The sequence below is a fragment of the Paraburkholderia hospita genome, assembly GCF_002902965.1.
GTDB classification, from domain to species: Bacteria; Pseudomonadota; Gammaproteobacteria; order Burkholderiales; family Burkholderiaceae; genus Paraburkholderia; species Paraburkholderia hospita.
Genome location: NZ_CP026105.1, coordinates 3,036,976 through 3,062,738 on the forward strand (window position 1 = coordinate 3,036,976; position 25,763 = coordinate 3,062,738).

19 protein-coding genes and 2 pseudogenes are annotated in these 25,763 nt (G+C 58.6%); 4 read left to right on the forward strand and 17 right to left on the reverse strand.

The window, feature by feature from the left end; genetic code table 11:
* Positions 1 to 20 precede the first annotated feature (20 nt).
* Positions 21 to 455 (forward strand): annotated as a pseudogene (locus C2L64_RS13825) (glycosyl transferase); the annotation flags it as partial.
* Positions 456 to 628: 173 nt separating this feature from the next.
* Here the strand turns inward: C2L64_RS13825 and C2L64_RS13830 are convergent.
* The 7 genes from C2L64_RS13830 to C2L64_RS13860 form a co-directional block, all read right to left on the reverse strand.
* On the reverse strand, positions 629 to 2,497 hold the full coding sequence (locus C2L64_RS13830; RefSeq protein WP_090836337.1) for a hypothetical protein: 1,869 nt from the start codon (positions 2,495 to 2,497) through the stop codon (positions 629 to 631).
* Complete coding sequence (locus C2L64_RS13835) at positions 2,494 to 2,883, reverse strand: GtrA family protein (protein WP_090836338.1); 390 nt, start codon at positions 2,881 to 2,883, stop codon at positions 2,494 to 2,496. The genes C2L64_RS13830 and C2L64_RS13835 overlap by 4 nt, the downstream gene beginning before the upstream one ends.
* A gap of 220 nt (positions 2,884 to 3,103) precedes the next feature.
* Positions 3,104 to 4,993 (reverse strand): polysaccharide biosynthesis protein, encoded by a 1,890-nt coding sequence (locus C2L64_RS13840; protein ID WP_090836455.1) that lies wholly within the window; start codon positions 4,991 to 4,993, stop codon positions 3,104 to 3,106.
* A gap of 5 nt (positions 4,994 to 4,998) precedes the next feature.
* Positions 4,999 to 6,027: an MraY family glycosyltransferase gene (locus C2L64_RS13845; RefSeq protein WP_090836339.1), complete on the reverse strand. Its 1,029-nt coding sequence runs from the start codon at positions 6,025 to 6,027 to the stop codon at positions 4,999 to 5,001.
* Between the two features lie 8 nt (positions 6,028 to 6,035).
* On the reverse strand, positions 6,036 to 6,992 hold the full coding sequence (locus C2L64_RS13850; RefSeq protein ID WP_090836341.1) for a UDP-glucose 4-epimerase family protein: 957 nt from the start codon (positions 6,990 to 6,992) through the stop codon (positions 6,036 to 6,038).
* On the reverse strand, positions 6,989 to 7,834 hold the full coding sequence (locus C2L64_RS13855; RefSeq protein ID WP_090836344.1) for a glycosyltransferase family 2 protein: 846 nt from the start codon (positions 7,832 to 7,834) through the stop codon (positions 6,989 to 6,991). Before C2L64_RS13855 ends, C2L64_RS13850 begins: the two co-directional genes overlap by 4 nt.
* A 164-nt stretch (positions 7,835 to 7,998) precedes the next feature.
* Positions 7,999 to 9,408: a hypothetical protein gene (locus C2L64_RS13860; protein ID WP_143055751.1), complete on the reverse strand. Its 1,410-nt coding sequence runs from the start codon at positions 9,406 to 9,408 to the stop codon at positions 7,999 to 8,001.
* 568 nt (positions 9,409 to 9,976) lie between these two features.
* On the opposite strand from C2L64_RS13860, the gene C2L64_RS13865 reads away from it, so the two are divergent.
* On the forward strand, positions 9,977 to 10,861 hold the full coding sequence (locus tag C2L64_RS13865; protein ID WP_090836348.1) for a sulfotransferase family 2 domain-containing protein: 885 nt from the start codon (positions 9,977 to 9,979) through the stop codon (positions 10,859 to 10,861).
* 137 nt (positions 10,862 to 10,998) lie between these two features.
* Here C2L64_RS13865 and C2L64_RS13870 read toward each other — a convergent pair.
* Both C2L64_RS13870 and C2L64_RS13875 read right to left on the reverse strand, forming a co-directional pair.
* Positions 10,999 to 12,317, reverse strand: a pseudogene (locus C2L64_RS13870) (IS5 family transposase).
* A 360-nt stretch (positions 12,318 to 12,677) separates the two neighbouring features.
* Entirely contained in the window at positions 12,678 to 13,670 is a 993-nt protein-coding gene (locus C2L64_RS13875; protein WP_090836350.1) for an IS5 family transposase, read from the reverse strand.
* A 299-nt stretch (positions 13,671 to 13,969) separates the two neighbouring features.
* Here C2L64_RS13875 and C2L64_RS13885 point away from each other — a divergent pair, with 299 nt between their 5' ends.
* Positions 13,970 to 15,034 carry a class I SAM-dependent methyltransferase gene (locus C2L64_RS13885; protein WP_143055752.1) on the forward strand — a complete coding sequence of 355 codons (1,065 nt, stop codon included), beginning with the start codon at positions 13,970 to 13,972 and terminating at the stop codon, positions 15,032 to 15,034.
* A gap of 318 nt (positions 15,035 to 15,352) precedes the next feature.
* A complete protein-coding gene (locus tag C2L64_RS13890) occupies positions 15,353 to 16,282 on the forward strand; it encodes a glycosyltransferase (RefSeq protein WP_090836353.1) in 930 nt (309 codons plus the stop codon).
* Between the two features lie 359 nt (positions 16,283 to 16,641).
* Here C2L64_RS13890 and C2L64_RS13895 read toward each other — a convergent pair whose 3' ends face one another.
* The 8 genes from C2L64_RS13895 to rfbH all read right to left on the reverse strand — a co-directional run bounded on the left by C2L64_RS13895 (position 16,642) and on the right by rfbH (position 25,763).
* Positions 16,642 to 18,207: a hypothetical protein gene (locus C2L64_RS13895; RefSeq protein WP_143055753.1), complete on the reverse strand. Its 1,566-nt coding sequence runs from the start codon at positions 18,205 to 18,207 to the stop codon at positions 16,642 to 16,644.
* A 45-nt stretch (positions 18,208 to 18,252) separates the two neighbouring features.
* Positions 18,253 to 20,091, reverse strand: a complete 1,839-nt coding sequence (locus C2L64_RS13900) for a tetratricopeptide repeat protein (protein ID WP_090836357.1) — start codon at positions 20,089 to 20,091, stop codon at positions 18,253 to 18,255.
* 158 nt (positions 20,092 to 20,249) lie between these two features.
* Positions 20,250 to 21,239, reverse strand: coding sequence for a glycosyltransferase family 2 protein (locus C2L64_RS13905; RefSeq protein WP_090836360.1), 990 nt, complete (start codon positions 21,237 to 21,239; stop codon positions 20,250 to 20,252).
* Positions 21,236 to 21,691, reverse strand: a complete 456-nt coding sequence (locus C2L64_RS13910) for a GtrA family protein (RefSeq protein ID WP_244144583.1) — start codon at positions 21,689 to 21,691, stop codon at positions 21,236 to 21,238. Before C2L64_RS13910 ends, C2L64_RS13905 begins: the two co-directional genes overlap by 4 nt.
* Positions 21,678 to 22,595, reverse strand: coding sequence for a transketolase family protein (locus tag C2L64_RS13915; RefSeq protein ID WP_090836362.1), 918 nt, complete (start codon positions 22,593 to 22,595; stop codon positions 21,678 to 21,680). The genes C2L64_RS13910 and C2L64_RS13915 overlap by 14 nt, the downstream gene beginning before the upstream one ends.
* Positions 22,592 to 23,398 (reverse strand): transketolase, encoded by an 807-nt coding sequence (locus C2L64_RS13920; protein ID WP_090836364.1) that lies wholly within the window; start codon positions 23,396 to 23,398, stop codon positions 22,592 to 22,594. The genes C2L64_RS13915 and C2L64_RS13920 overlap by 4 nt, the downstream gene beginning before the upstream one ends.
* Positions 23,395 to 24,441, reverse strand: coding sequence for an NAD-dependent epimerase/dehydratase family protein (locus tag C2L64_RS13925; protein WP_090836367.1), 1,047 nt, complete (start codon positions 24,439 to 24,441; stop codon positions 23,395 to 23,397). The genes C2L64_RS13920 and C2L64_RS13925 overlap by 4 nt, the downstream gene beginning before the upstream one ends.
* Before the next feature lie 8 nt (positions 24,442 to 24,449).
* Entirely contained in the window at positions 24,450 to 25,763 is a 1,314-nt protein-coding gene (rfbH, locus tag C2L64_RS13930; protein ID WP_090836369.1) for a lipopolysaccharide biosynthesis protein RfbH, read from the reverse strand.

Here is a 25,763-nt window from a genome sequence, read left to right on the forward strand (position 1 = left end):
AACGGCCGCTACGGCGCCGTCTCGGCGACGTGGGCGCGGACTTCACCGGCTTCATGCTTGGCGAACTGCCGATCGTGCTCGTGATGCGCAATCGGGATGTGTCGGCGTGGTATCCCGTGCTGCTCTTCATGTATCCGATCTTCGAAACGTGCTTCTCGATCTACCGGAAGAACTTCATTCGCGGGATGTCGCGTGGGATTCCCGATGGCGTGCATCTGCATATGCTCGTCTCTCAGCGGCTGGTGAGGTGTTCCGTTGGCGCGAGGAAGACGCGTGAACTAACGCGGCGCAATTCGCTGACGTCGCCGTATCTGTGGCTGCTATACCTGATCGCGGTCGTTCCCGCTACGCTGTTTTGGCGGCACACGTTGCATCTTGTCTGCTTTGTCATGGTGTTCGCGCTGACTTATATCTGGCTCTATATCAGCATCGTCCGGTTCACGTCGCCGAAATGACCAGCGGTGTGGAAGAGACGGCATAGTTGATGAAATCAGCAACGGAATGCACGTGAAGTCAAACGTGAATAAATTCACGCGCTGCAGCGTTCAGACGAGACGGCACCCTTTCAGAAGTATGTCGAGGATCGTCGACGGGCGGCGCACCCATGGCGCGAACCTTAGCGTGAACTTCAGCGCGGACTGATGCGGCACCACTGCCACGCGAGCACGCCTTTGCCGATCCCGGCTTCATATGGCGTGCAGGCGGCCACGTCGAAGCTGAAGCCGGCGCGCTGGAAAGCGCCAGCGGCATCGGCGGCGAGCTGGCGGTTGCGTGCCGTGAGATCGAACCGGTCGTCGGCGCGCAGGCCAAGCCGGCACTGTTCGGACGCGTCGCGCGGGCCTTCGACGGCTGCATGCAGACGCAGTTTCGACACCGCCCAACGCAACGTACTGCAGCCGCGCGCCGAGCGCGTCAGCCCGAGCGTGGAGGCAACGTCGTTCACGCCGCTGACATTGTCCTCGCGCCAGTTGTGTGCGCCGTCGATCAACGCAAACGTCGGGCCGCCGCGTTCGCGCGCGAGCGCCACGATGCGGGCGCGAAACGCGTCGCTGGCGGGAAAGCTGCTGTCGATTTGCGTGAACGCGACCGTGTCGGGAAAGAGCGTTGCGATCCATGCCCAGCCCGTCGTGGTGCTCCGGATGACGACCGTCGTGCCCTCCGGCTGTGCAAGCGGCGGAAGCTGCGCGTGATAGAGCGGATCAGCCCAGCCTTCGTGTCCCCACGTGCGGGCGCCGCCCATCACGACGACGGCCGTGGCGGCGATGAGCAGCCACGCCGCCGCGCGCCGTGCGATGTGGGCGGGCAGCAGCCGGTCGAGCAGCAGCACGAGCACCATCGGCGCGAGCATTTCGATGGGCACGATGTAACGGTAGATGCTGAACAGCTTCATCCACACGACGAAACCGAGCGCGACGAACAGCACCACGAGCCGCTGTTTCGGTTCGAGGGCGGCGCGCGGCTGGCTCTTGAAGCGCTGCGCAATGCGCGCGAACACCCACCACACGAACACCAGATAGACGATCGGCCAGATGATCTGACGGATGGGGGTTTCGCCGACGCGCTTCGAATCCGCAGCGATGATGAATGGCCACAGCAGCGTCTCGACGAAATTACGCGGCAGCCAGCGCACGTCGCCTTGCGAGGCGGATGTCGTCAGCGGATTCGGAAAGAACTTGCCGAACTGCGGATAGAGGGGGTTGCCGAACTGCTGCCACAGATGCAGCATCCAGTAGCCTGTCGTCGCGGCCATGCCGAGCAGTACACCCACGCCGAACAGAAACGCGATGCGCACGCGCGTGCCCAGCGTGCCCGGATAGCTCAGAAGGCTCACGCACAGCGCGACGGCGAAGACCGCGTTGGTCAGCTTCAGGCCCGTCGCGCAACCGACGAGCAGGCCGCTCAGGATCGACGCCGCGAACGCGCCCGCCGTGTGCTCGCCGAGCCGCCGCCAGTTCGAGAGCGCCACCAGCAGGCCGCCCAGCACGAGCAGCGCCATCGTGTCGTCGCCCATCGAATTGCCGAGACCGGACAGAAAGTTTGCGGTGAGGCAGCCGGCCCCGGCGATCAGAACGGGCAGGCGGTAGCGATCGTCGCTGGAGGCGGACGGCCACACTTCGCGTGCGATCGCGACGATCAGCACGAACGTCGAGCCATGCAATACGCCGAGCAGAAACCCGACGACTCGTGACGGCAGATGCGTATTCAACAGATACAGCGCCGTGTCGAGCAGCGGGTTGAAATACGATTGCATGCCCGCCGGAGCGAGGTCGGTCTGCAGCTTGCCGTGCAGCCACGCGAACGGGTTGTAAAGGTGATAGTTGTAGAGGTCCCAGTTCGCGTCGGCGCCGAGCAGCAGCGAGTACAGCCCGAACAGCAGCGGCACGATCACGCATGCGGCCGTCATCGCGCGACCCGAGCGGAGATCGACGATGCGCCGGCGCGCGGTGGGCAACGCGGCCCCCGTTTGAAGATGCGGCGTCACGGGACGGGCCGTCACGGGCGGGCCTTGAACACCCACAGCTTCGCGCTGACGAAGTTGACAGTCATGCCTGCGAGCGAACCGACGGCAACGGCGATGAGCGGCAGCAGCGCGGTCTTCGGCAGCATCAGGACCGTCGCGCTATAGGCAGCGTAGTTGACAACGCCGCCGCCCAGCATCGCGAACAGGTAGTGCCACCACTCGGCCCACGCGGATTTGTTGCTGCCCTGGACGAATGTGAAGCGTCGATTGAACTGCCACGTTGACCAGACAGCCGCGACAAACGAGACTGCGCGACCGACGAAATAGCCCGCGCCGAGCGCGAGCATCCCGTACAGCACGCCTGCGTCGACGACGAGGCCGATCACGCCGGCAATGGCGAAGCGGAGTAGTTCGCGCTTCATTCGACGGTCCGTCCTGCGAGTGTCGTAGTCGCTGCTGTCGTCGCTGCCGGAAAGTAGACAAAGCGAATCATAAAGGGGCATCGACAAGGTGATGGATGATGATAATGACGGGCTTCACGCGCGACGGCGGGCTGCGCGAAGCGCGGCTATTTTATCGCACACATGGAGCGGCACCCGATTGCACGACGAAGACGAAAAGGGCGCCTCGGCGCCTTTTTCGTTACATCGAAGCCCGCTTACCCGGAAGCGGCGGCACGCTGCGCAGCGGCGGCGCAGCTAAGCTCGGCTGATACTCGGCGACCCAACGACGCAAATCGCGGCGCACCTCGTCGTCCGTCAGCACGCGATGCTGCATCAGCCACGGCAGCAACTCGTCGAGCAGATTGTCGGGGACGCCGCGCGCCAGCGCGATACGTAGCTTTGCATGCGGCGTGCGCGTGGTCGTTTCCTCGTCGGCGAGCAGTTCTTCGTACAGCTTCTCGCCGGGACGCAGGCCCGTGAACTCGATGCGGATCTGGTCTTCGGTGAAGCCGTAGAGCCGGATCAGGTCGCGCGCGAGGTCGACGATCTTGATTGGCTGGCCCATGTCGAGAATGAAGATCTCGCCGCCATGGCCCATGCTCGACGCCTGCAGTACGAGCTGCGAGGCTTCGGGAATCGTCATGAAGAAGCGCGTGATCTCCGGGTGCGTGACGGTGACGGGGCCGCCCTTCGCGATCTGCTGCTGGAACTTCGGGATCACGCTGCCCGCGCTGCCAAGCACATTGCCGAAGCGCACGGTTTCGAACTGCGTGCGCTCGCTTGTCTGTTGCAGCGCCTGGCAGGCCATCTCGGCGAGCCGCTTGCTCGCGCCCATCACGTTGGTCGGATTGACGGCCTTGTCGGTCGAAATCAGCACGAAGCGCTTCACGTCATGACGAATCGCTGCGCGCGCGACGCGATATGTGCCGAGGACGTTGTTGCGCACCGCCTGCCACGCGTTCTGCTCTTCCATCAGCGGCACGTGCTTGTAGGCCGCTGCGTGGTACACGATGTGCGGCGTATGGCGGACCATCACCTGATCGAGCAGCAGCGAGTCCTTCGCGTCGCCGATCACGGGCACGATCGACAGCCCTGGGAAGTGTTCATGCAACTCTTCGACGAGCCGGTACATCGCGTACTCGGAGATATCGAAGGCAATCAACTGCGCCGGCTTGAAACGCAGGATCTGGCGGCACAGTTCTGAGCCGATCGAGCCGCCCGCGCCTGTCACCATCACAACGCGCGCATGCAGCAGCGCTTCGACGTGCGGCGTGTCGATATTCACGGGCTCGCGGCCGAGCAGGTCTTCTAGGTCGATATGGCGCACGCGCGACAGAGACGCCTGTCCTTCCCCGACATCAGTCAGCGCCGGCAGCACCATCGCGCGCACGCCGGCGCGCACGCACAGCGTAGCCGCGCGGCGCTGCTGCTCGACGGGCGCCGACGGAATCGCGATGATCGCGTATTCGGTCTTCGTCGCCTCGGCGATTTCGGGCAGCTTGTTGATCGAGCCGAGCACCTTGTAGCCGTAAATCTCGCGGCCCTGCTTCGAGACGTCGTCGTCGAGCAGGCCGATCAGCCGCCATTCGCTCGAGCGCGACAGCTCGCGCGCGAGCATCGCGCCTGCCGTGCCTGCGCCGATCACGATGACCGGCTTGCCCTGCGCGACGAGGCCGCCGTACAGGTAGAACTCCTTCGCCGCGCGGTACAGCGCGCGCGAACCGCCCATCGCGAGGAACAGGAACAGCGGCGACACGAGCAGCACGGAGCGCGGAACGATCGGCACGGGCTGGATCATCACCGCGAGGATCATCGACAGCAAGGCGCCCGTCGCGACCGCCTTCGAAATGCGCATCAGGTCGGGCAGGCTCGCGAACACCCACATGCCCCGGTACAGGCCGAAGATGCGGAACATCACGCCGTAGACGGGCAGCACCCAGATGAGCGCGTGTAGCCCGCCGTCGCGGAAATCGGCGGGCACGGCGCCGTTGAAGCGGATCACGTAGGCGATCAGCCACGCGCCGGAGACGGCGGCCAGGTCGAAAAGGAAAGCGCTGAAGGATAGCCAGGTGGCTTTGGATCTGAGCATCAGCGTCATACCTCGGATTGTTGGGACAGTGTTGACTGGAACCGGCGCCAGCGCAGGTCGACGATGAATCCGATGACGACCAGCACGGCGGCCCACCCTGCTAAGGTGCCCCACTGAACGGCCGGGGAACGGCCAAGTACAAGTAACGCAAGCGCTATGCCGACAACCATGACCGCGTACCAGGCCCACGCGGTGCCCGCATGGCCGACGCCCGAGCGTACCATCCGTTGATAGTAATGCTCGCGGTGCGCTTGCCAGAACTTTTCTCCGCGTGCGAGGCGCCTCGCAAGAGTAACCGACGCATCGCCGATGAACGGCGCGAACACCAGCGCGGGAAACCACACGGGCCATGCGCCGCCGCGCCAGCCCCAGTAACCGAGCGCGCCCGCCAGATAGCCGAGCGAGATCGAGCCCGCGTCGCCGAGAAAAATACGGGCCGGATGGAAATTGAAGAACAGAAAGCCGAGCGCGGCGCCCGCTACCGCCAGCGAGGCCAAGGCCAGTTCTTGCATCGGATGGTCGGAAAGGAGCGCCGCCGCCGCGTAGCCCGCGAAGCCGAACAGCGCCATGCCGCCCGCGAGGCCATCCGCGCCATCCATGAAATTGTAGAGATTGACCAGCCAGATCATCAAAAATGCCAGCGCACACAGCGCCCACCATGGCGCGGCTGCAGGGAACAGTGCGACGAGCGCGGCGACGGCGACCAGATGCGCGGCAAAGCGCACGCGCGCGGGCAATCCGCGGCGGTCGTCGACCTGCGAGACGGCGGCGAGGAACGCTGTCGCCAGCGCGACGAACCACAGCGACTGCGCGACCAGCAGCATCGCCATGACGGCGACGGGCACGATGCCCCAGCCGCCGACGCGTGGCGTCGGGCGCACGTGGAGCGAGCGGTCGTTGGGAATATCGGTCGCGAGGCGCCACGCAAGGCCTGTCTTCAGCAACAGAAACAGGATCGCCGCGCACACGCAGACGGCCGCGCCAGCGACGAGCGGAAGTGTCCATGGAGCCATCAGTGAATCTTGCATCTGCATGAGCGGGCTCAATGAGTCGAACGATACCAGTCGGCGGTTGCCGCCAGACCTTCGTCGGTTGAGAACGGGGGTTGCCAGCCGAGCACGTCGCGAATGTGCGACGTATCGACCTGCAGGCTGCCGATCAGACGGTCGACCTGCGCCGAGCGTCCCGTCAGCCGGCCTGCCATGCGCAGCCATGCGGCCGGCACGGGCAACAGCCGCGCAGGCTTCCCGAGATGGCGCCCGAGCGCGCGCACCAGCTCCGCGACGGTCGGCGCGTCGCTGTCCGCGACGTGAAAGCACTGGCGCGCGGCACGCGGATCGGTCGCGCAATGGACGAGCGCATCGGCCAGATTGCCAACGTACACCATGCTGCGCCGCGCATCGGCGCCGCCGAGAGGCAGCGGCACGCCGCGCCACACAGCGTCCATCAGACGCAGGAAGTTAGCGCGCACTTGCGGTCCGTACACGAGCGGGGGCCGCACGATCACAATTTCCAGGCCGGTGTCGTCGCCAAGACGCGTCAGCGCGTCTTCGGCCGCGCGCTTCGAGCGGCCGTAAGCGTCTTCGGGGCGCGGTGGATCGTTCTCGCGGAGCGATTGTCCGCGATCCTGCTCCCCGGCTGCCTTGATGCTGCTCACGAACACGAAGCGCGGCACGCCATGCTGCTGGGCGGCCGCCGCGAGGCGCAGCGTGCCGTCAACGTTGGTCGCGCGAAACGCGGCCTCGGGATCCGCTGCTGTGTCGCGCATCACGTGCACGCGCGCAGCGAGATGCACGACGCAGTCGGCTTTCAGGTCGGCGGGCCAGTTCTGCGCGATGCCGCTGTAGTCCGAGCTCGCGTCGATCCGCTCGGTCACGCCGTCGATGCAGCCGCCGGAACGCCGTACAAGGCCCGTTACGCGATGGCCGGCGTCGAGGAGCGCGCGGCACAGCACGCGTCCGACGAAACCGTTCGCTCCGCTTACGACCACGTGACTCATAGCCACTTCCAGCCAAAACGGTTGAAGAACTTGAACGCAGACGCCGCGAACATGCGGATGTGTGCGGAGCCTTTGCGCGCTGCGTCGCCGCCGTGGTGCAGCACGCGCACGGCGGGCAGATAGGCGACGCGGGCGACTTCGTGCGTGCGCAGGCTCAGGTCGTAGTCCTCGAAGTAGAGGAAATAGCGGGGGTCGAAGCCGGCGAGTTTTTTAAGCACGCTCGTGCGGAACAACATGAAGCAGCCGCTGACAATCGGCGGGTCCCAGACGATGTCGCGCTCGTTGATGACATCGTGCATTTCGTAGCGCGCGAGACGCCGCGTGAAGAAGCGGCGGACGCGCGCAGGCAGGAAGCCGCGGACGAACAGGTCGAGTAGTGTTGGGTAGCGGCGACAGAGGTACTGGATGTGGCCGTCTTCGTCGCCGATGCGGGGGCTGAGCAGACCAACTTGCGAATGGCTTTCGAAGAACTCCACGGCGCGCACGAGCGCCTGCCGGTCGAGATCGATATCAGGATTCAGCACGAGGTGATAGCGGCTCGCCGCACGCTCGATCGCCAGATTGTGGCCACGGCCGTAGCCGACGTTGCCCTGCCCGGCAATGACCGAGTAGGTTGCGCCATGTGCGCGCAGGGCGTCCAAAGCAACCGTCATGTCAGGCAGTCCACCGTTGTCGACGAGACAGACGTCCAGTCTGAACGCGGGATGCGTCTCTTTGAGCGCATCGTAAGCGGCGGCAAGGCTGTTCAGCGTCTGCGCGAGTTGCTGCAGGTCCGGCCGATAGACGACCACGGACACGGAGAGACCCTCGATCTCGTTACCCGGCTCACGCGTAGTATTCATGTGGAAAATGCAACGTGTCTTGTCGCGACACTTTAGTTTTTGGGATGGGGGTCACATCGAAGCCAGAAGTTTGCTAAAAAAATGAGCATTCGGCAACCGGGGTTTCGAAATGTTACGCACCAGAATGGGGCGGGCGAGGCGCGTCGATCCCACCGCCCACTTTGTTAGGGTTGCAGATCCCCGGTTACGGTAAAGAACGCGTCCTTTCCGTTCCGAGTCAAATATCGGGCGCTGCGAATATTCACCGCGCCATTTTGAGCAAGCACATCTATATATCTTCCCGTGTCGTCTTTCGACCAGAACGCAACTTCAATATGCCGGGAATTAGCCTTTCCGGTTTGAATCTGATCGACGTCAATGACGTATGGAATCTGATTTTTTGTCAGAAGCGCGAACGACATGAAGAAGCCCCAGTCCGGAAAGACATACAACGTGTCAGAACGATTAACGGCATCGGCGGCCAAATCATTAAGTGCACTCGTCGCCCGATTTGCTCCGCCCGTAATTTCGAGTTCGCGGAAAAAACCGCTGCTTTGCGAGATATTTCCTGCGGCAAACAGGACACACACGCCAATTACCACTCCACGCGAAACGCCGCTGCGGGCCATGTCGCCCAAAACTGCAGCGCATAGCAAGTAGAAGACCGGCGCAAGGACACCGAAATGATGCACCCAAAGTCTGTTCCCCAGCAGCACTGCAACGGCTACGTACGAAATCGGAAGCAGCACCAAGAGCATGGCTCTGGAACGGCGCAGCCTTATTAGCGCGACGATCGCGACAGCAACAAAGAAAGCCACCTTGGCTTTGACCCACCAGTCCTCACTGCCGGCGCCAAGCGTCATGAGTCCGTTTCCGATATTGGACAACGCCAGATAGGCCATGTGAAGCGTATATCGAACGCTGTCGATCATGGAAAGCTTTGACGATAAGGGGGCTAACCCTTGCGTCTTCGCAGCCATCCACTTCAGAGTCTCGTGAAGACCGCCTAAGCGAAGGGCAAGGAACGCGTATCCAATCAGATACGGCAGCATCCCCAAGGCAAACCCCGCGATCCAGCGGGACGGCCGCGAATCGGATCTAGTGAGAACCAGCACTGCCATCGCGGGCGCAAAAAAGCCCAACACGAAGTATCCGTATATGGCCAATCCATAAAACACGCCCGACCAGAACAAGCCGCTCTTCGTGTTGCCCCACAGCACGTAGAGGCTGGCAAACAGCCACATCTCTCCGCCAAGAATGATATAGAACTGCGTGCGGAACGAACTGATGAAGGCGATGTCGAGCGCAAGAAGCGCCGAAAATGCAAACGATACGATCCGGTTGCCGGTAGCCCTTACACCAACACCGTAGGAGAATATTATGATTCCCGCACCAAAAAGCGCCTGCGCGCAGCGAAGAGTCTCGACGCTTATTCCGAATACTTTAAAAACCGCAATATCGACGTAAAGATTTTGGACACCGTGGTACAAATTTCCCAAAACCGGGAAGGCCACTGTTGGGAACACCCAGATCGGATTTTTCAGCGCGGGAAAGAGGACGCGCGCGGCAATATAGTCGGGATTGACCGCATCCATATATATTCCCGGGAGGGTAATGCGATAACAGATTCCCGCCCAAAAAATGAGCATGAGAACAATGACAGCAGCGACATTTGGGATTCTTTGTTTCATCTCAGGACAATTTTAAATATCGAACTCGGCGTGTTGGTCCCCGGCTGCCCAATCATAAACCCGCTCCGCCCTTCAGTTTGAATGCCGCGCCCGGTTCCCGGAGAACCGCCGCAAACCCCGCCTTACAGCGCGAGGCCCGCTATGTTACCCGTCCAGCAGGCCCCCGAGAACACCATCGGCGGGAAACCAACAGGCTTCAGCACGAAAACCACACGCCGCCCGTCGAGCGTGTTGGGACACTGAGGCTCTCATCTTGGCACGAGTCGAATGGAAAATTTCCAAAGTAAGGAGCCACAATACGCGCAAGTTCAAACGCACGATTTGTCCTTTTTAAATCGGCTAAATTACTGCATTGCCTTGACTCTCCTAATTGAGCATATAGGCGGTCGCGCGGGTCTCACGCCAGATTTCCGCGGTTCGTTATAATCCGGGCCGACCACTTCCGCAATTTCTCGGCCAGTTAAAGCACGATATGAAAGACATCAACAGCATGCGGACGGTCATTGTCCATTACCACCTCTTCAAGAACGCCGGCACAACGGTTGACAGCATCCTAGAGCGGAACTTCACCGGCGACCAGCATGGACACGTCGAAGGCCCGCTGCCATGGTCGACCCTTCAGCCGGAACAGGTTCTTGAATTCGCCGCAAACAATCCGTCGGTGCGAGCCATTTCCAGCCATCACGCACGCCTGCCATTGCCGCAGCATCAGTCGATCAAGTTTTTCCCGATCCTGTTCATCCGACATCCGATCGACCGCTTCGCCTCAGTCTATGAGTTCGAGCGCCGGCAGCCGGAGGACAGCATGAGCCCGAGCGTGGCGATCGCACGCAATGGCGGCATCGCCGAGTTTGCGCGCTGGGTAATCGGCGGCGATGCTACCGCTGTATGTCGCAACTTCCATGTGATTCACCTAGCAAACGCGCAAACCGACATGCGCACCGCTCGCGCGACGCATGAAGACTATGAAAACGCGCTGGCACGGCTGACGGCGCTGCCGTTCTTCGGCATCGTCGAAGAATTCGACGAGTCGCTCGTCAGAATCAAGCAGCAACTTACGCCGCATATTGGCGAGATAGAGATCGACCACCTCAATCAGAACGTCACGCCGGGGCGTCACCCGACGTTATCCGAGCGTCTGAACCACATTGAGACACATCTCGGCCAGGCACTGTATCGCAATTTACTCGAGTGCAATGCATTAGATCTTCTGCTTTATACGCAGGCCAAAAGGATGTTTGCGGCGGCTCGCGAGACGGCATCGACCACCGAGGATGCTCGTCCAATGCATAACCGCTTTTGGGATCGATTGACGCGGACCTTCCGCGGGTCGTCCAATACCCAGACTCGTGCCTGACGTCCGGATTTGATGAGAAGGCGCGCTTTCGGCGAGTGGATGCCCTGCATTGCATCGCACCGTCGTCCCTGTTCGTTTGCGACCGTAACGGAATTAGTTAGTCCGCCCTGAATAAAGCGCTTTGTCCGTCGTCGGCGTCAGACGACGGGCGTTGTCTGATCGACAGAAATGAACAACGCGACAAGAACGAGGGCGCAAAAAAGCCGCAGCTTCCTGAGGATCATGCGCAGGTTGGCCAGCGCCGCACAGCACCGCGTGCATCGCGTCGCCGAGCGTACCTTTTAGCCAGTTCCGGTCGAGCTTTCCGTCCGTCTTCATGTGGCCGATCGCTGGCTCGATCGTACTGCGCCGTCTGATCATCGCCCGTAATCCCCGCGTAATGCCTCGCCTCGGCCCTGGGTGGTAGATCTTCACCCCTTCGATGTCCACACCCTTGTAGCCACGGTCAACGACAGCGATTTCCGGTGTGATGTCGCTCAGGATCGCCGCCTGCTCCAGCGCTTCTGCAAGGGTGTGTCCATCGTACGGGTTGCCCGGCATCGAGCGCATGCCAACGACCAGCCCTTCCTTGTGCGTCGTCGTGATCGACGCCTTCACGCCGAACTCATAGGGCGTCCGCGCCTTGCCCTTCGCCAGACATTCAACTTCTGGCGCATGCAGTGCATAGAGCTTGTTTTTATCCTTTGTCTTTTGCGACAGGATCCGCTTCGCGCGCCCAATCAGTTCCTGCAGGGTCACGCGACTTCCTCCGCATACCAGCGATCTGTCGCTCCACATCACGCATCACCCGACCCACACGCGAGCGCAGCGTACGCAACGCCTTCTTCATGCGTTTGTACTGCTTTGCATGGGCCTAGCGGCTAATCTGACGCGCCAGGTGCGGCGCCTCGCGATTGTAGTTCTGCCTCAGTTTCAGGCCGTGGCGCGCTGCAGCCTTCACCAGATGTTCGCGACACCGCTCGAGCACGCGTGAATCCGTCGGGTGCGCGACCGCCTTTTGCATGACAGTGGTGTCGACGATCACGCGCTTCACGCTCGCAGCCTTGATCACACCGGCACGTTTTGCTGCCTCAATCGTCTCAGCGAGCAGTTCTTCAACACCAGCTTCGCCCAGCCGCTTGCGCCAGCGCGTCAGGCTCGACGGATCGATTGGCGGTTCGGTCTGCAGGTACGTCTCGCCGGTAAACACCTGCCAGTACGGATTTTCCACCCATTGCCAGACGACCTCTTCGTCGGATAGTTCAAATGCGTGCTGCAGATACAGCAGACCGGCGATCAGCCTGGGTGATGTCGCCGGTCGCCCCTTGTGCGACACGAAGCTTTCGCTCATCGCGACGCCCAACCAATCCCAATTGATCAGGTCAGCCAGCCGTACCAGCGGATGTTTCAGATTGATCTGTTCGCGCGACGGCTGCCGGAAGAAATCTCCTTCTTTCACAGGCGTCTTGGCACCCATCCGCACCTCATCAGAATTTGCCGGATTCTCACGTTAATGTGCCAGGTTCCTGCAAATCTCACAACACCATTTCGACCGCAAAGCTCCGCTCGGGGCTCGCCGAATTGTTCAGGCTCGACTAGTTATTTGGTCCACAAGAGTGGGGAAACTTCACGTGCTACTGATCGGTCCCAAGGCTTTTCGGCCGACCATTAAACTGAAACTGCAAGATAGAGCATACGCGCTCAAAGGGAAATGCTGATCAATGAGCCTGTCGTCCGCATGACGGGCGAGGCCGGTTGCAATTTTCAGATTGACGAAGGAATGTGACGACACTCGAGGTGAATTTCGCGCGTATTCGGGCCTCACTTCCCGCGTTTTTCATACGCATGACGGACTGCTCCCATGAGTCCACAGCAGCTGATTTTTCGCGATCACCAGGTTCGCCAGCGCGAACAGGCTGAACAGCTGCGCCGCGTTCTTGGCCAGCCCCTTGTAGCGAACCTTGCGATGACGGAACAGGTTCTTCACGATATGAAACGGATGCTCGACCCGCGCGCGGATCTGCGCCTTGGTTCGCTCAACCGCGATTACCAGGTCCTTCAGCGGGCCTTCCTGCATCGCCTTGATCTTTCCGCGCTTGGCCGCCACACGCCACTTCACCGGCTTGCCCTTCATCTCGTCGCGTTTGTCCACGCCGATGTAGCCCGCATCGCCAAACGCTTCCTCTTCATGCCCGTGCAGCAGGGCATGGGCCTGCGACACATCCGACACGTTGGCCGCCGTGCCCACCACGCTATGCACCAGCCCCGAATCGGCGTCGACACCAACGTGCGCCTTCATGCCGAAGTGCCATTCGTTTCCCTTCTTCGCCTGATGCATCTCCGGGTCGCGGCTCTTCGCGGCGTTCTTGGTCGACGGCGGCGCTTCGATGATCGTCGCGTCGACCAGCGTGCCTTCCTTCATCATCAGTCCGCGCTCACACAGCGAGATGCCGATCTCGTCGAACAACTTTCGCGTCAGGTCACGCTCGACCAGCAGACGACGGAACTTCAACAGCGTGGTCGCATCTGGCGCGTTCTCGACGGCCAGATCGATGCCGGCGAAGGCGCGCATCGCAATGCTGTCGTAAAGCGCGTCTTCCAGCCCTTCGTCCGACAATCCGTACCACTGCTGCAGGAAGTAGATCCGCAGCATCCGTTCCAGGCCAATTGGCGGCCGGCCTCGCTCACCCTTCGGGTAGTACGGCTCGATGACCGACAGCAGCCGCGACCAAGGGACGACCTTCTCCATCTCGGCGAGAAAACGTTGACGCCTGGTCATCCGCTTCTTGCCCGCACTTTCCGCTTCCGCAAAACCGATCTGCCGCTGCATTGTCGTGGGTCAGCTCCTTGAACTTCTTTCTACAACGTCCTCGGCTATGTCAGCGATGACCGCCGAGTCGGATAAATCAGTGTTTCCAAAGAGGCGCGCTCTCCACATTGACACAATTCGGTGATATGCACACCGCCCGAAAAAATTGCAAGTCGCATGAATAGACCGGGAATAACGACGAACTGAACCATGACAGTTGTCGTTACGCCCTGATACATTTTTCAAATCCTTCCAGGGTTGCATCTTTTGTAAGATGCGTAGGATATGATCTAACCTAGCCGTATTGTCAGGAGAATTCTGTGACCCATTGCGTCGTATGCTCCTCGAAAGCAGTGCCATTTCGCACGATCGACAAGGTCGATTATTTCGAATGTGAAGCATGCGGGTCACTGTTTGCCGATCCGGCTTTTCTGAGTGATCTGGAAGCTGGCCGCGTCTCCAACTATCAGCATTCGTATTGGGAATCGGAATTACACGCAGCGCGAGAGCGCTCGTACGGCTCATCGCTCCAGCGCATAGCGGAAACGTTTCTCTATTGCAGAATTCCCGTTCGGCGGTTCGTCGATATTGGTTCGGGCCCGGGCTACCTGCTCGATGCTGCGTCCAGTGCACTGCCCGACGCTGCCGACATGTTCTACGGCGTAGAGTTATTTCCACCTGACGAGTCTCTTCGAACGCGCCACCCCAACTATAAGGTGTGCTCGATAGGCGACTCGGGCGAGCGTTTCGACGCGGGCGTGTGCGTGGAAGTCATCGAGCATCTCACGCCGTCGATGCTGAATGGCCTCGCGAAACAGATGGCCCAAGTATCCACTCCGGGAGCGCTCTACCTGATCAATTCCGGCCAACCGACGTTTGTCAAAAACGAAGATCCAGGCTATCTCGATCCGATAGGACGTGGGCACGTCGTTGCATACTCGATCGCGGGCGCCCAACGAATCTTCGAGCCGTATGGTTTTGAGGTCATTCCGCTACCCGGTCGCCATTGGGCATTTTTGCTTGAGTTTCAGTCAGAGAAGACTAGGCAGTCTCCACAGGAGTTGCTGGAAAAGCGGCTTTGGTCCCCACTTCCTGAAAATGTCGCTGTGCTTCGGGATGGCAACGCCGGCTCGCTGATGTATCACGCTGGACGAGATGCCGCACGCAGCTACCTGGAATACGCCACGGTCATCGAACGCACAGCGTGGGCGCAAAGCCTTCAGGCGGAAGTCGAGCGACTGCAGGCACTGACGGCCAAGCAAGTCAAGCAAATCGAAGAAGTACGGCGCGGCTCCAAGGACGCCGGCGCGAATTTCGATGTACAGCAGAATCATCCGAGCTTGCTGGGCCGCGCACGCGACTGGTTGCGAACACATACAGCATAGCGAGGGAGTCGTCCGCATCGCCGGATCGCGGGCACGATCCGGCGCAACTCTCTTCTTCAACCATGTCCCCACCTCTTCTGCCCGATGCGACCGCAACCCTTAACTGCGGCCAACCCGTTCCCTTTCGCGCACAGCCTTAACCATAAATAAAGGTTCCGTCAAGTGGACACTTCCATAATGTCCACAGCGACAGGGAACTCGTGGAGCTTTACAGCCGCAAAAGGTAAAATCGCGAGCCTCAAAAAAGCTTATCTATTGGCCAAATTCGCCGCGTTGCGGCGATGACATGCGCCATAAAATTTCACATACGAGGGGAACGTGGGTCAAAAAGTTGCTGTCATCGTGCCATGCTACAACGAAGCGAAAACCATCTCGGGCGTGGTCGAGGATTTCCGGCGCCATCTCCCGGAAGCCGAAATCTACGTCTTCGACAACAATTCGACGGATGGCACGTCAGAGGTTGCGCACTCCGTTGGAGCCCACGTTCGCCGCGTTCCTTTGCGAGGCAAGGGCAACGTCATTCGTCGGATGTTTGCGGACGTCGAGGCCGATGTATACGTCATGGTAGATGGCGACGGCACGTACGACGCCGGTGCCGCGCCCCGTCTGATCGAAGCGATGCTCGACGAGGGACTCGATATGGTCGTCGGCAGCCGCGTGTCCGACGAAGTCACCGCTTACCGGTCGGGTCACCGGTTCGGCAACGTTATGCTCACTGGGTTTGCCGCCGCTATTTTCGGCAGAACCTTCAAAGACATGCTGTCGGGTTATCGGATTTTCTCGCGGCGCTATGTCAAATCGTTCCCAGCGCACGCGCAAGGCTTCGAAACCGAAACAGAACTCGCAGTCCACGCCCTCGAATTGCGCATGCCCGTCGCCGAAATTGAAACGCGGTATGGCAGCCGTCCGGAAGGGTCGGAGAGCAAGCTGAACACGTACCGTGACGGCATTCGCATCCTAGTGACGATCCTGCGGCTGTTCAAGCTCGAACGGCCATTCGCGTTCTTCGGTATCTGCTTCGTCCTCAGCATGTTGCTTGCTGTCGGACTTGCTGTGCCGCTGCTGGAAACATATATCGAAACGGGACTGGTGCCGCGCGTGCCGACCGCCCTGCTGTGCGTCGCATTGAGCGTCGTGGGCTTTTTGTTCCTGGTTTGCGGGCTGATTCTGGATACGGTCACTAAAGGCCGGCTGGAAGCGAAACGGCTCGCGTACCTAACGATCCCCGGCCCAGGCCCGCGATCGTGACGTGAGCCGGCTCCGCAAGCCGGTTTCGATATTGGCCGTGGCACATGTCAGCCGCCTGCACGACAAATGGCTGCTTGTCCAAATCTCCAGACTGGTATCGTCGGACTGTTCGAGTAACAAGGAAACCCTCGCCCGTCGAATCCGCTGAGCCGGCGTTATTTCATGTTGCCTGCTCCAACGCCGGAACAGCGGCCGTAGTTGCCGGAGCGCAAGGTGCCCACAGCGTCTGCATTTTTGGGCCGTGTCGAATAACAGGCGGCAAGGACACCCTCCGATTGTTTAAGGCGTTGTCATGCAAAGTGACGTTGGCAACTCCCCAAAACCGCGGTTGCAAGCCGAAGGGCGGCACATCAATGATCTTATTGATTTGCGTCGCAAGCGTTGCGCAATTCGACTAAGGTCTTGGACGCCGTCCAATTGAACAGCCTCGCACCAGAGCGACAGGCTTCCAGGCGGGCCTGCGCGATATCTTTCGCACATGAGACGGGTCGATAGTTACCGCCGTACACAAGAAAGAATCCTCCGTCGAGCAAAGTTCCAACGCAGTATCCCGGATCGGCGACAATTACAATTTCTCCATCTCGCAAAGCACCCTGCTGGTCCACCAAAGTATGCTTCACTTCGCTGGCAAAACGGTCGACGGACAGATAAGCAACCTCATCGAACGATCGAGAGATGCGCGATTCAATCACAACTGAGCCTGCGACAATCAGCGACAACGCATACGTTGCGAGCAGCCGATTTCCCTGATCGTGTAAAACGCCGAATCCACAGGCTACCATCGTCAGAAAAAGGAAAAACGGCCCCAATTCCCATCGCTGCTCCATGCGGATCGTGAGTACGGCGGGTAGCAGCAGTAAAACAATCAACGCAGCACAGTACAAACTCCACCCAGCAGGCGCCGCCTCGGAACATGCTACTTTCCGCCGCCTCACCATACCCGTTGTGATCAACAATAGGCACGTCCCGGTGAACAGCATCGTCATTATCTTGACGAGCATCGAAAAGTCCGACCACTCGGCGCCTGTAAGGTATTGTGGTCCGTGATTAACACCGATCACCGATAAGAACGCCTCCGATGACAACGCGCCGATTGACCCAAAGTTGACACCAAGCGGCTGACCGCCCGTCCCCTGAAAAAAATTTGAATGGAACACCAACCGCTTGATCAGGAAATTCGTGGCGACAAGCAGAAGGCATATTCCAATAAATATGAGTCGCTCTTTCCGCGACCCTGCCTGCTTACCGCTAACAAAGAACAATCCTAGCCATGGCAATAGAACGATATAGCGTTCATGCGAATTAAAAGCTAAAAACGCCCACAGCAGTGCGGACCATTTATACGCGCGTTGTGACGAAGCATCCTTCTTGCCAGCGACATTCCACTCGAAAACGGACAACATCGTGAGCGTGCAGAAAAACAGCCCAAGTGACTCCACTTGGCCGGTCGCCTGCGTGACCTCATACAATCCAAGGTGAGATGTCGCTGCAATCACACCGAGAATGAACGCCACAAACCAGTTTTCGCAACACCTATACATCAACACCGCCAGCACAGTGCTACTCGCGGCATGAATAGCGACGTTGACAATGAAGTATGCGGTGGTACTCTTCCCGAAGAGCGCAATCTCCACGTGCATCAAACTACTGAATACGAAACGAAATTTCTGCCCGCTTTCCGAAAAGAACAAGTCTGCCCATTTACTTTGAAAACGATCGCCGTGGTACAACATATAGTTGAACAGGTCGTCACCATAAAACAGTTGTGGCGCCCATGATCGAAAACGAAGCCAGATCACTATCGCGAAGATCGCCAAGATCCCCAACGTGCCGATGGTCGAAATGCGCGCGCTTGAGTTATGCTTCGTCACCGCCATTCTGTCTTTAGATAGCGTTTTGACAGGAGCCAACGTATTTCTTGCCATTCGTTTGTCCGTTACCGAGCTTCGGGTATTGTGCCGACGTAAAGGTTAGTGCAATCGATCCAATGCCTGCTGGAAGGCAGGATTTGGCGAGTTCGCCTGTACCCTGATAGCATTTTGGTAGGCTTCGCGAGCCAAATTCAATTTTCCCTGCTTTTCGAACGCAACGCCAAGCCAATACGAGCTATAAGGATTATCGGGCAGCATAGAGACCGCCTTTTCCAGACAAGTCCCGGCTAGCACCAGATTGTTGTAGTCGATCATATGAACGCCGCACGACAAATAGGCGTATCCGTCTGGCCCGCTCTCGGAATTTGCTCGCTTTTGATGCGGTGGACCAAACGAGTCCGCAAGCAGCGGATACTTGAGAACGTCTAGGTCCGTAATACCGCCCTCGCTCCAGTGGGGACGCGTTGAGAGATTCCTCATCCTGACGACAAGACCACCATCGTCGCGGAAGAGCCATGCTTCGTCGAATGTTTGCTTGTCGACTTCACTTGGGCTGATGAATCTCACGACCTTATCTTGGGCTCCATTCAGCTTCTTCGTGATGGATTCGACAGGTTTGTTGTCATATTGCACCACAACAAAATGAGTACCTGTCGGCATGCTTATAGAACGCACGGCGTATCGATAGGAAAACATCGAGTAGGGAAAACTCATGCCCGACACCAAGACCGTTTTCCCAGTCGCTGGCAGCGTCTTAATGAGGCCACCAAACGTACGGAGAAACAATTTTTGACGGGCTTGGTTCATCACAATCCAATTCTGGTCTGCAAATGCCTTTGCCGAAAACAAAGGGCTGCCGGTCGCCACAGCAGCAATGACGAACGCACACGCAATCCGCAGCCACCCCGCCAGCAATAGCGCCAGAAATGTGACGGGGAGATAGATTAGATAAGCACCGCTGAAGGAATACGCTTCGAAGTGGTGGTACGGAAGCAACGAGTTTGGCAACCACGCGAGCGTCCCCGCGACCGGCAGCGCAACGGCCCACAATAGTTCGTTGCTCTTGATTCCGCGAAAAACGCCCAAAGCAATCGCGGTCAACAGGACAACAGCAAGACTCAACGCGTTCATCCCTTCTGCCGCGTATCGCATCCATTCATGCGAAATCGACTCGACACTCACCACAATCTGATAAGGCCCGCCAACCTGACCGCCACTAGTGAACGGAGAGGATGCAAAATGTTCAGCGAGAATCGCCAATACTCCTGCAATACCAATAATCACCATGGGCCGGACGTATCTCAACCTACACCTGTTCGAGACCCACCAGACAAACGCTAGAAATCCCGCCGAGACGATGAACGTCTCTTTCGCAAGAAAGGCTAACAAAACGAGTAGACCGGAAACCCACCAAGGTATCGCCCCTATCATCGAAAACAAACTGAGCAGCAGAAGCAGAAGCGAGAGCTGAGTAAATGCGTCCCAAGTGGAGAACTGATACTGATAGGGATGTACGGCCAGCAGAAATGCGAAAAGTGTCGCACTCAGAATCAGTCTGAAATCAAACGAGATTCGAAAGACGCGCTTTACCACCATGAGCAGCAGAGCGAAGTTCGCCGCCACTACACAAAGGACGGCGACCATGGCGCCGCGCGTCCTCAAGTGCCCGATCACCCAAAAAAATATCTGACCGACGGGACGCGGATAAGTCAACAAGTCCCAAATACTAGCCGGCGAATAGGCAATCGCCGCAGGGAGGTAATAATCAGAGTGATGCGGCCAAAATGGATCGAGATATCCAGGAAAAATAAACTTGAGAACGCAAGCGTCTACGAAAAGAAACAGGATGGCTAACAAAGCAGCTTGGAGAAACCACGCCAATGATTGCTTACGCTCGGCGCTACTACTCACCTCTGCTCGCTGCAACGCCAATTTCATCGGACACCTTTACATGTTTTGGTGCAAATGGCACCGATAGATTTACTCAAACTGACCGCAGCTTCCTGCACTGACACTCAGCCCCGGAAATCACGCCGCGTCTACCGAAACGCCAGCCGCTCGCGCGGCGGTTGTATGCCGGAGATATGCAGTCCAAGCTAGTTCGCTTCGCCCTGTCTCTCCCATTGCGGCACGTCGCGTTCTTCAGCGGCTGGGATAACGCCCCCGATCCGCTCCCGCTCGATCACGAGCGGCCGCTTCATCACGTACGTGAGGATTGCACCGACGTATTCGCCCAGCAAGCCAGTAAAGAACAACTGCACGGACGCGAAAAAGAACAAACCAATCAGCAATGGTGCACTACCGAAAGTGAACTTGTTCCAGAACAGCAATTTCAGAATGAGATACGCAATCGACACCAGCAGGCTGAGCGTCCCCATCGCGAACCCTGCGATCGTCGCGAGCCGCAACGGCACCTTGGAGTGCGACGTGATGCCCAGCATCGCGATATCGAAGAGCGTGTAGAAATTATTCTTCGAAATGCCCCGTTTGCGCCGAGGTTGGACATAGGGAATCTGCACCACCTCAAACCCGATTTCGCAGATCAGTCCTCGGAAATACGGATAAGGATCATCGATCTTGCGCAGAATCTCGATCACCTTGCGATCATAAAGCCCAAAACCTGTAAAGTTTTGAATAAGTCGGACGTTGGCAATACGCGTGACCATTCTGTAGTACGCGCGACGCAACGCGAAGAACACGGCGGACTCTTTCGCCTCCGGTTTGACACCGACGACAATCGGCGCCCCTGCCAGCCATTTTTCAACGAAAGTAACGATCAGTTCGGGCGGATCCTGGAAGTCAGCGACCAGCAAGATCACCGCGTCGCCACGAGCCTGGAGAAGGCCATGCATCGGCGAACGGATATGGCCGAAGTTGCGCGCATTAACGATGACGCTCACCGACTCGTCGTTCGCGGCTATCGCACGCAACTTGCTGACCGTCGAATCGGTCGAGCAGTTGTCAATGAAAAGGTGGTCATACGTGACGGTCGGAATAGACGCGAATATCCGACGCACCTCTTCGTGAATGCCCTCGACATTTTCTTCTTCGTTATAGCAGGGCGTGACAACCGTAATATGTTTCATAAGTTAGAAAATACCAAACGGCGATTCAATAGGAACGCCAACAAACTCAGTGGCAACAACACAATCGCATTGGCGACGTAAACGTTGGCGCCGATCTCCAGCAACGCCCGTACGCCACCCAGATTCAGCAGGTAGATCAGACAGTACACTCCAACAAAGCGCCAGAATCGCGAGCGAGGTGCACCTCCAAAAACCAGCCTGCCGACACTCTGGAAATTGAAGGTGACGCCAGCAATCGTGGCCAAGGCGATAGCCAGCGGATAATGCAGGCCCATCCACGTCAGAACGAAGAAGACCGAATAACCAAACAGCGTATTGATACCGCCGACAATCAGAAAGCGGATCAGTTGCATGTGCCGAAGCACAAGTCCGATTATCGGGTTGAGGAGCCGCATCGCTAACGTCACCTGGCGGGCATTGACGGCTCGACGGTTCGCGTCAGGTAGCGCCATCAAGAACCTTCTTCACGCGATCCGCAACGGCCTCCGGCGTCAACCCGTGCCATTTCATCAGGAACGCGTAATTGCCACATTCGGTGCTAAACCGGTCATCGATACCTATGCGCAGAAAGCGGCCGCCGTATGATCCGAGCAAACGCTCAGCGACGATGCTACCCAGGCCGCCGTCGATTGCGTGTTCTTCGAAAGTCACAATACCCGCGCGTTCGCGCGCCAGCGCGAGAAGGGACTCGGTGGGAAATGGCTTCAGGCGCGGACACGATACGACGTCGGCGTTGCCGACAATTTTCGCTACCTGCTCGGCAAGTTTGACACCTGAACCTGTGCCGAGAAATAGATATGGCGCTCGCTGCGTCCCGACGCGCAAGAGTTCGACGGCAGAACCTGCGTCGGCGAGCGACGGGTGAACATCACCAAGATCGGCTTTGCCCATGCGCAAGTACGCGGGCAACCGCTCTTCGTAAGCCCTGTTCATGCATGCCGTGAGTTCGAACCGATCCGCTGGTGAGTAAATGCTGATACCCGGCACCGCTCTAAGCACGGCGATGTCTTCTGTCGACTGATGGCTGGTTCCGAGTTGTGCATATACGAGCCCCGCACCGTCACCTACCAGGGTAACAGGCAGATTCTCGTAGCAGATATCGATCTTGATCTGCTCTAATACCCGAATCGGTACGAACGCACTGAGTCCATAGACAAATGGACGATAGCCTGCCCTTGCAAGACCCGCAGCCACACCAACCATGTTCTGCTCGGCAATACCGCAGTTCAAATACTGATCCGGACATCCCCTGATAAAGGGATCGAATAGCGCGTAGCCATGGTCTCCCGTCAACAACAGAACCTTCGGATCACGCTGTGCAAGCGCAACGAGTGCGTCTGAAAAAGCTGCTCTCATTCCTTGCCTTTTAGTTCGGAAGTCGCCAAAGCGAATGTCTCGGCGTTGAGCCGGGTGTAGTGCCACACGTTGTCGTTTTCCATAAAGGACACGCCTTTGCCCTTTATGGTGCGTGCAACGATGGCCTTAGGTTTGCCGTTCTTCGCGTGGCGAAACTGGTTATAGGCAGCGTCGATCGCTTCTTCATCGTGACCATCGATCGATATCGTCTCGAACCCGAAAGCGTCGAACTTGGCGCTGATATCGTCCAGTGCCATGACTTCATCCGTACGGCCCATTGCCTGGAAGCCGTTGACATCGATGATCACGATCAGGTTATCAAGCTTGAACTGACGCGCGAATAGCGCCGCCTCCCAAATCGTGCCTTCATTCAGTTCGCCGTCGCCGACGAGCGCGTAGCAGAGTTGGTCGGTGCGATTCCGTTTGGCGGCCAGGGCAAGACCAACGCCCACTGATAAACCATGCCCCAAGGTGCCTGACGTGACTTCGACACCGGGGACGTGCACATCCGCGAGACCTTTGAGACGCGTGCCATTTCCAAAATAGCACGCAAGCTCGTCATCTGAGATCCACCCGAGTTCGTTGAGACAGGCGTACTGCGCCATCACGCCGTGCCCCTTGCTCAACACCATGTAATCGCGCGCCGGCCAGTCCGGGTTATTGCGATCAAGGTGCAGGTGATTCCGATAGAGCACGGCGAGAAGTTCGACGATCGAGAACGCACAACCGATGTGAACTGTAGAGCCGCTGTACGCCATCTGGAGGATGGTCTTGCGGATGCGGATGGGATCAAATTGCTTCATAGCATGGCCGCCATACGGCTCCAGTTGATTGTACTACTCAAACCGCTTTCGAGAGATGTGCGCTCGACAAGCCCGAGTTCGCGACGCGCTTTGGACGTATCTGGAATGTATCTCGACGGATGTGCGTCCGGCACCTGGGCGTCAGCTTCGGTGGAGCACTGATCGAGGTCGCTTGCTTGTTCAATCATCCGCGCCACTTGTGCAATCGAAACAGCGCGCTCGGCCCCGACGTTATATGCGCCTTGATTCGCGCCGTCCTGCATGATCCGCAAGAGCCAGATACATGCGTCCGCAGCGTACAGGTAGCTTCGAAACGGTCGACCGTCACGAACCTGAATGCGGGTGCCACGACAAGCATCGCGAATAAAATTGCCTGCAGCGAACGGGCCATCGAGCGGCAACCCAGGCCCGATTAACGCAAAAATGCGCGCGATGGAAACGTTCATCGCGTAACGCTCGCTGTAACTCGCCGCTAACCACTCGGACGCTCGCTTTCCCTGTCCATAGGCAGTACGATAGTCGAGCGGGTCAGGCGCTCCGTTGTACGACTCGGGAATACGCTCGAGATCAGCCGGCTGAGGACCATAGACAGCACCACTGGACGTCAACAAGAAGCGGCTCGCGCTGTTCTTTTGCGCGGTGTCCAGAACGCGCCGAGTCCCTGTCACGCCGACATCGAAAATGCGCGCGTAATCAGCCGCTCGAACGGGGTCCGCGACGTCGGTCGCAGCGTGAATGCATACGTCCAGCGCGCCTACATTCATATCGAAGCTGGTGACATCACCCTCTACGAACGAGATATCCCCAGACGTGAAGAGGTGCGGCGCAGCATCGACCGCCTTCTGCACCGAACGACTGAGGACAACGGCCTCGATATTCGCGCCCACACTCAGGTTTGCATGGTGAATGGACTCGAGAAGCCACGATCCGATGAAACCCGTCCCGCCCGTGATGAACCAGCGGCTGCCGCGCAAATCGTGCCACAGGTCGCCGGTTTCGGCGACGATGCGATCAAGATCCTCCTGTGGAAACGCCGGGCGCATACGAGGATTTAGAAGTTGACGCCGAGGAACGTTTCGATCGTCGATGCGGCGTGCTCGAGCATTGCCTCGCTCAAGCCCGGATAAACGCCGATCCAGAACGTCTGATTCATGACGATGTCGGTATTCTCGAGGGATCCGCTGACGCGGTACTCGCGCCCGATCATGTACGGCTGCCGCGTAAGGTTGCCGGCAAACAACAGGCGCGTGCCGACCTTGTTTTGATCGAGATAGCCGAGCAGATCCACGCGACGCACGCCGGCATTTTCCTTCAGCGTGACAGGGAAGCCGAACCAGGAAGGGTCGGAATTGGGTGTCGCGTGCGGCAGAATAAGGAACTCACTGCACGACTGCAAACGCTGGTGCAGGAACTGGAAATTGTCCTTGCGAGCCTGCACGAACCCGTCAAGCCGCTCCATCTGCGCGAGACCACACGCCGCTTGCATGTCGGTGATCTTGAGGTTGTAGCCAAGGTGCGAATAGGTGTACTTGTGATCGTAGCCTTCGGGAAGACTCCCCAACTTCCAGCAGAAGCGCTTGCCGCAGGTATTATCCTTGCCCGGTGCGCAGTAGCAGTCGCGCCCCCAATCGCGGAACGACTCGGCGATCATCTTCAGCTCAGGATTATTCGTGAATACCGCGCCGCCTTCGCCCATCGTGATGTGATGTGCCGGATAGAAGCTCAGCGTGCCAATGTCGCCGAACGTGCCGACGCGTTGGCCGTTGTAGGTCGATCCAAGCGCATCACAGCAATCCTCGATCAGCCACAGGTTGTACTTCTTGCACAGCGCCGTGATCGCTTCGAGGTTGTACGGGTTGCCGAGTGTATGGGCGAGCATGATCGCTTTCGTCTTCGGCGAGATGGCCGCTTCGATCTTGGTCGCGTCGATGTTGTACGTGCCGAGTTCGACATCGACGAACACGGGTATCGCGCCGAATTGAATGATCGGGTTCACGGTGGTTGGGAAACCTGCGGCAACACCGATCACTTCGTCGCCCTTCTTGATCGCCCGATCGCCGAGCTTCGAAGACGTCAACGCCGAGAACGCGACGAGGTTCGCCGACGAACCCGAGTTGACCGTCAAAAGGAAATCGACGCCGATGTATTTGGCAAGACGCCGCTCAAACTCTTCGTTGAATCGACCTGTTGTTAGCCAGGCATCCAGCGACGCCTCGACCATCAGTTCCATTTCGTGCGCGCCGACGACCTTGCCCGACGGCGGCACAACCGAGCTTCCCGGCTCGAACGCAGCGGGAACGCTTGCCAGTTCACCGTATTGGCGCACGAGGGTGATGATTTGTTGGCGAATCTGATCTTTATCCAT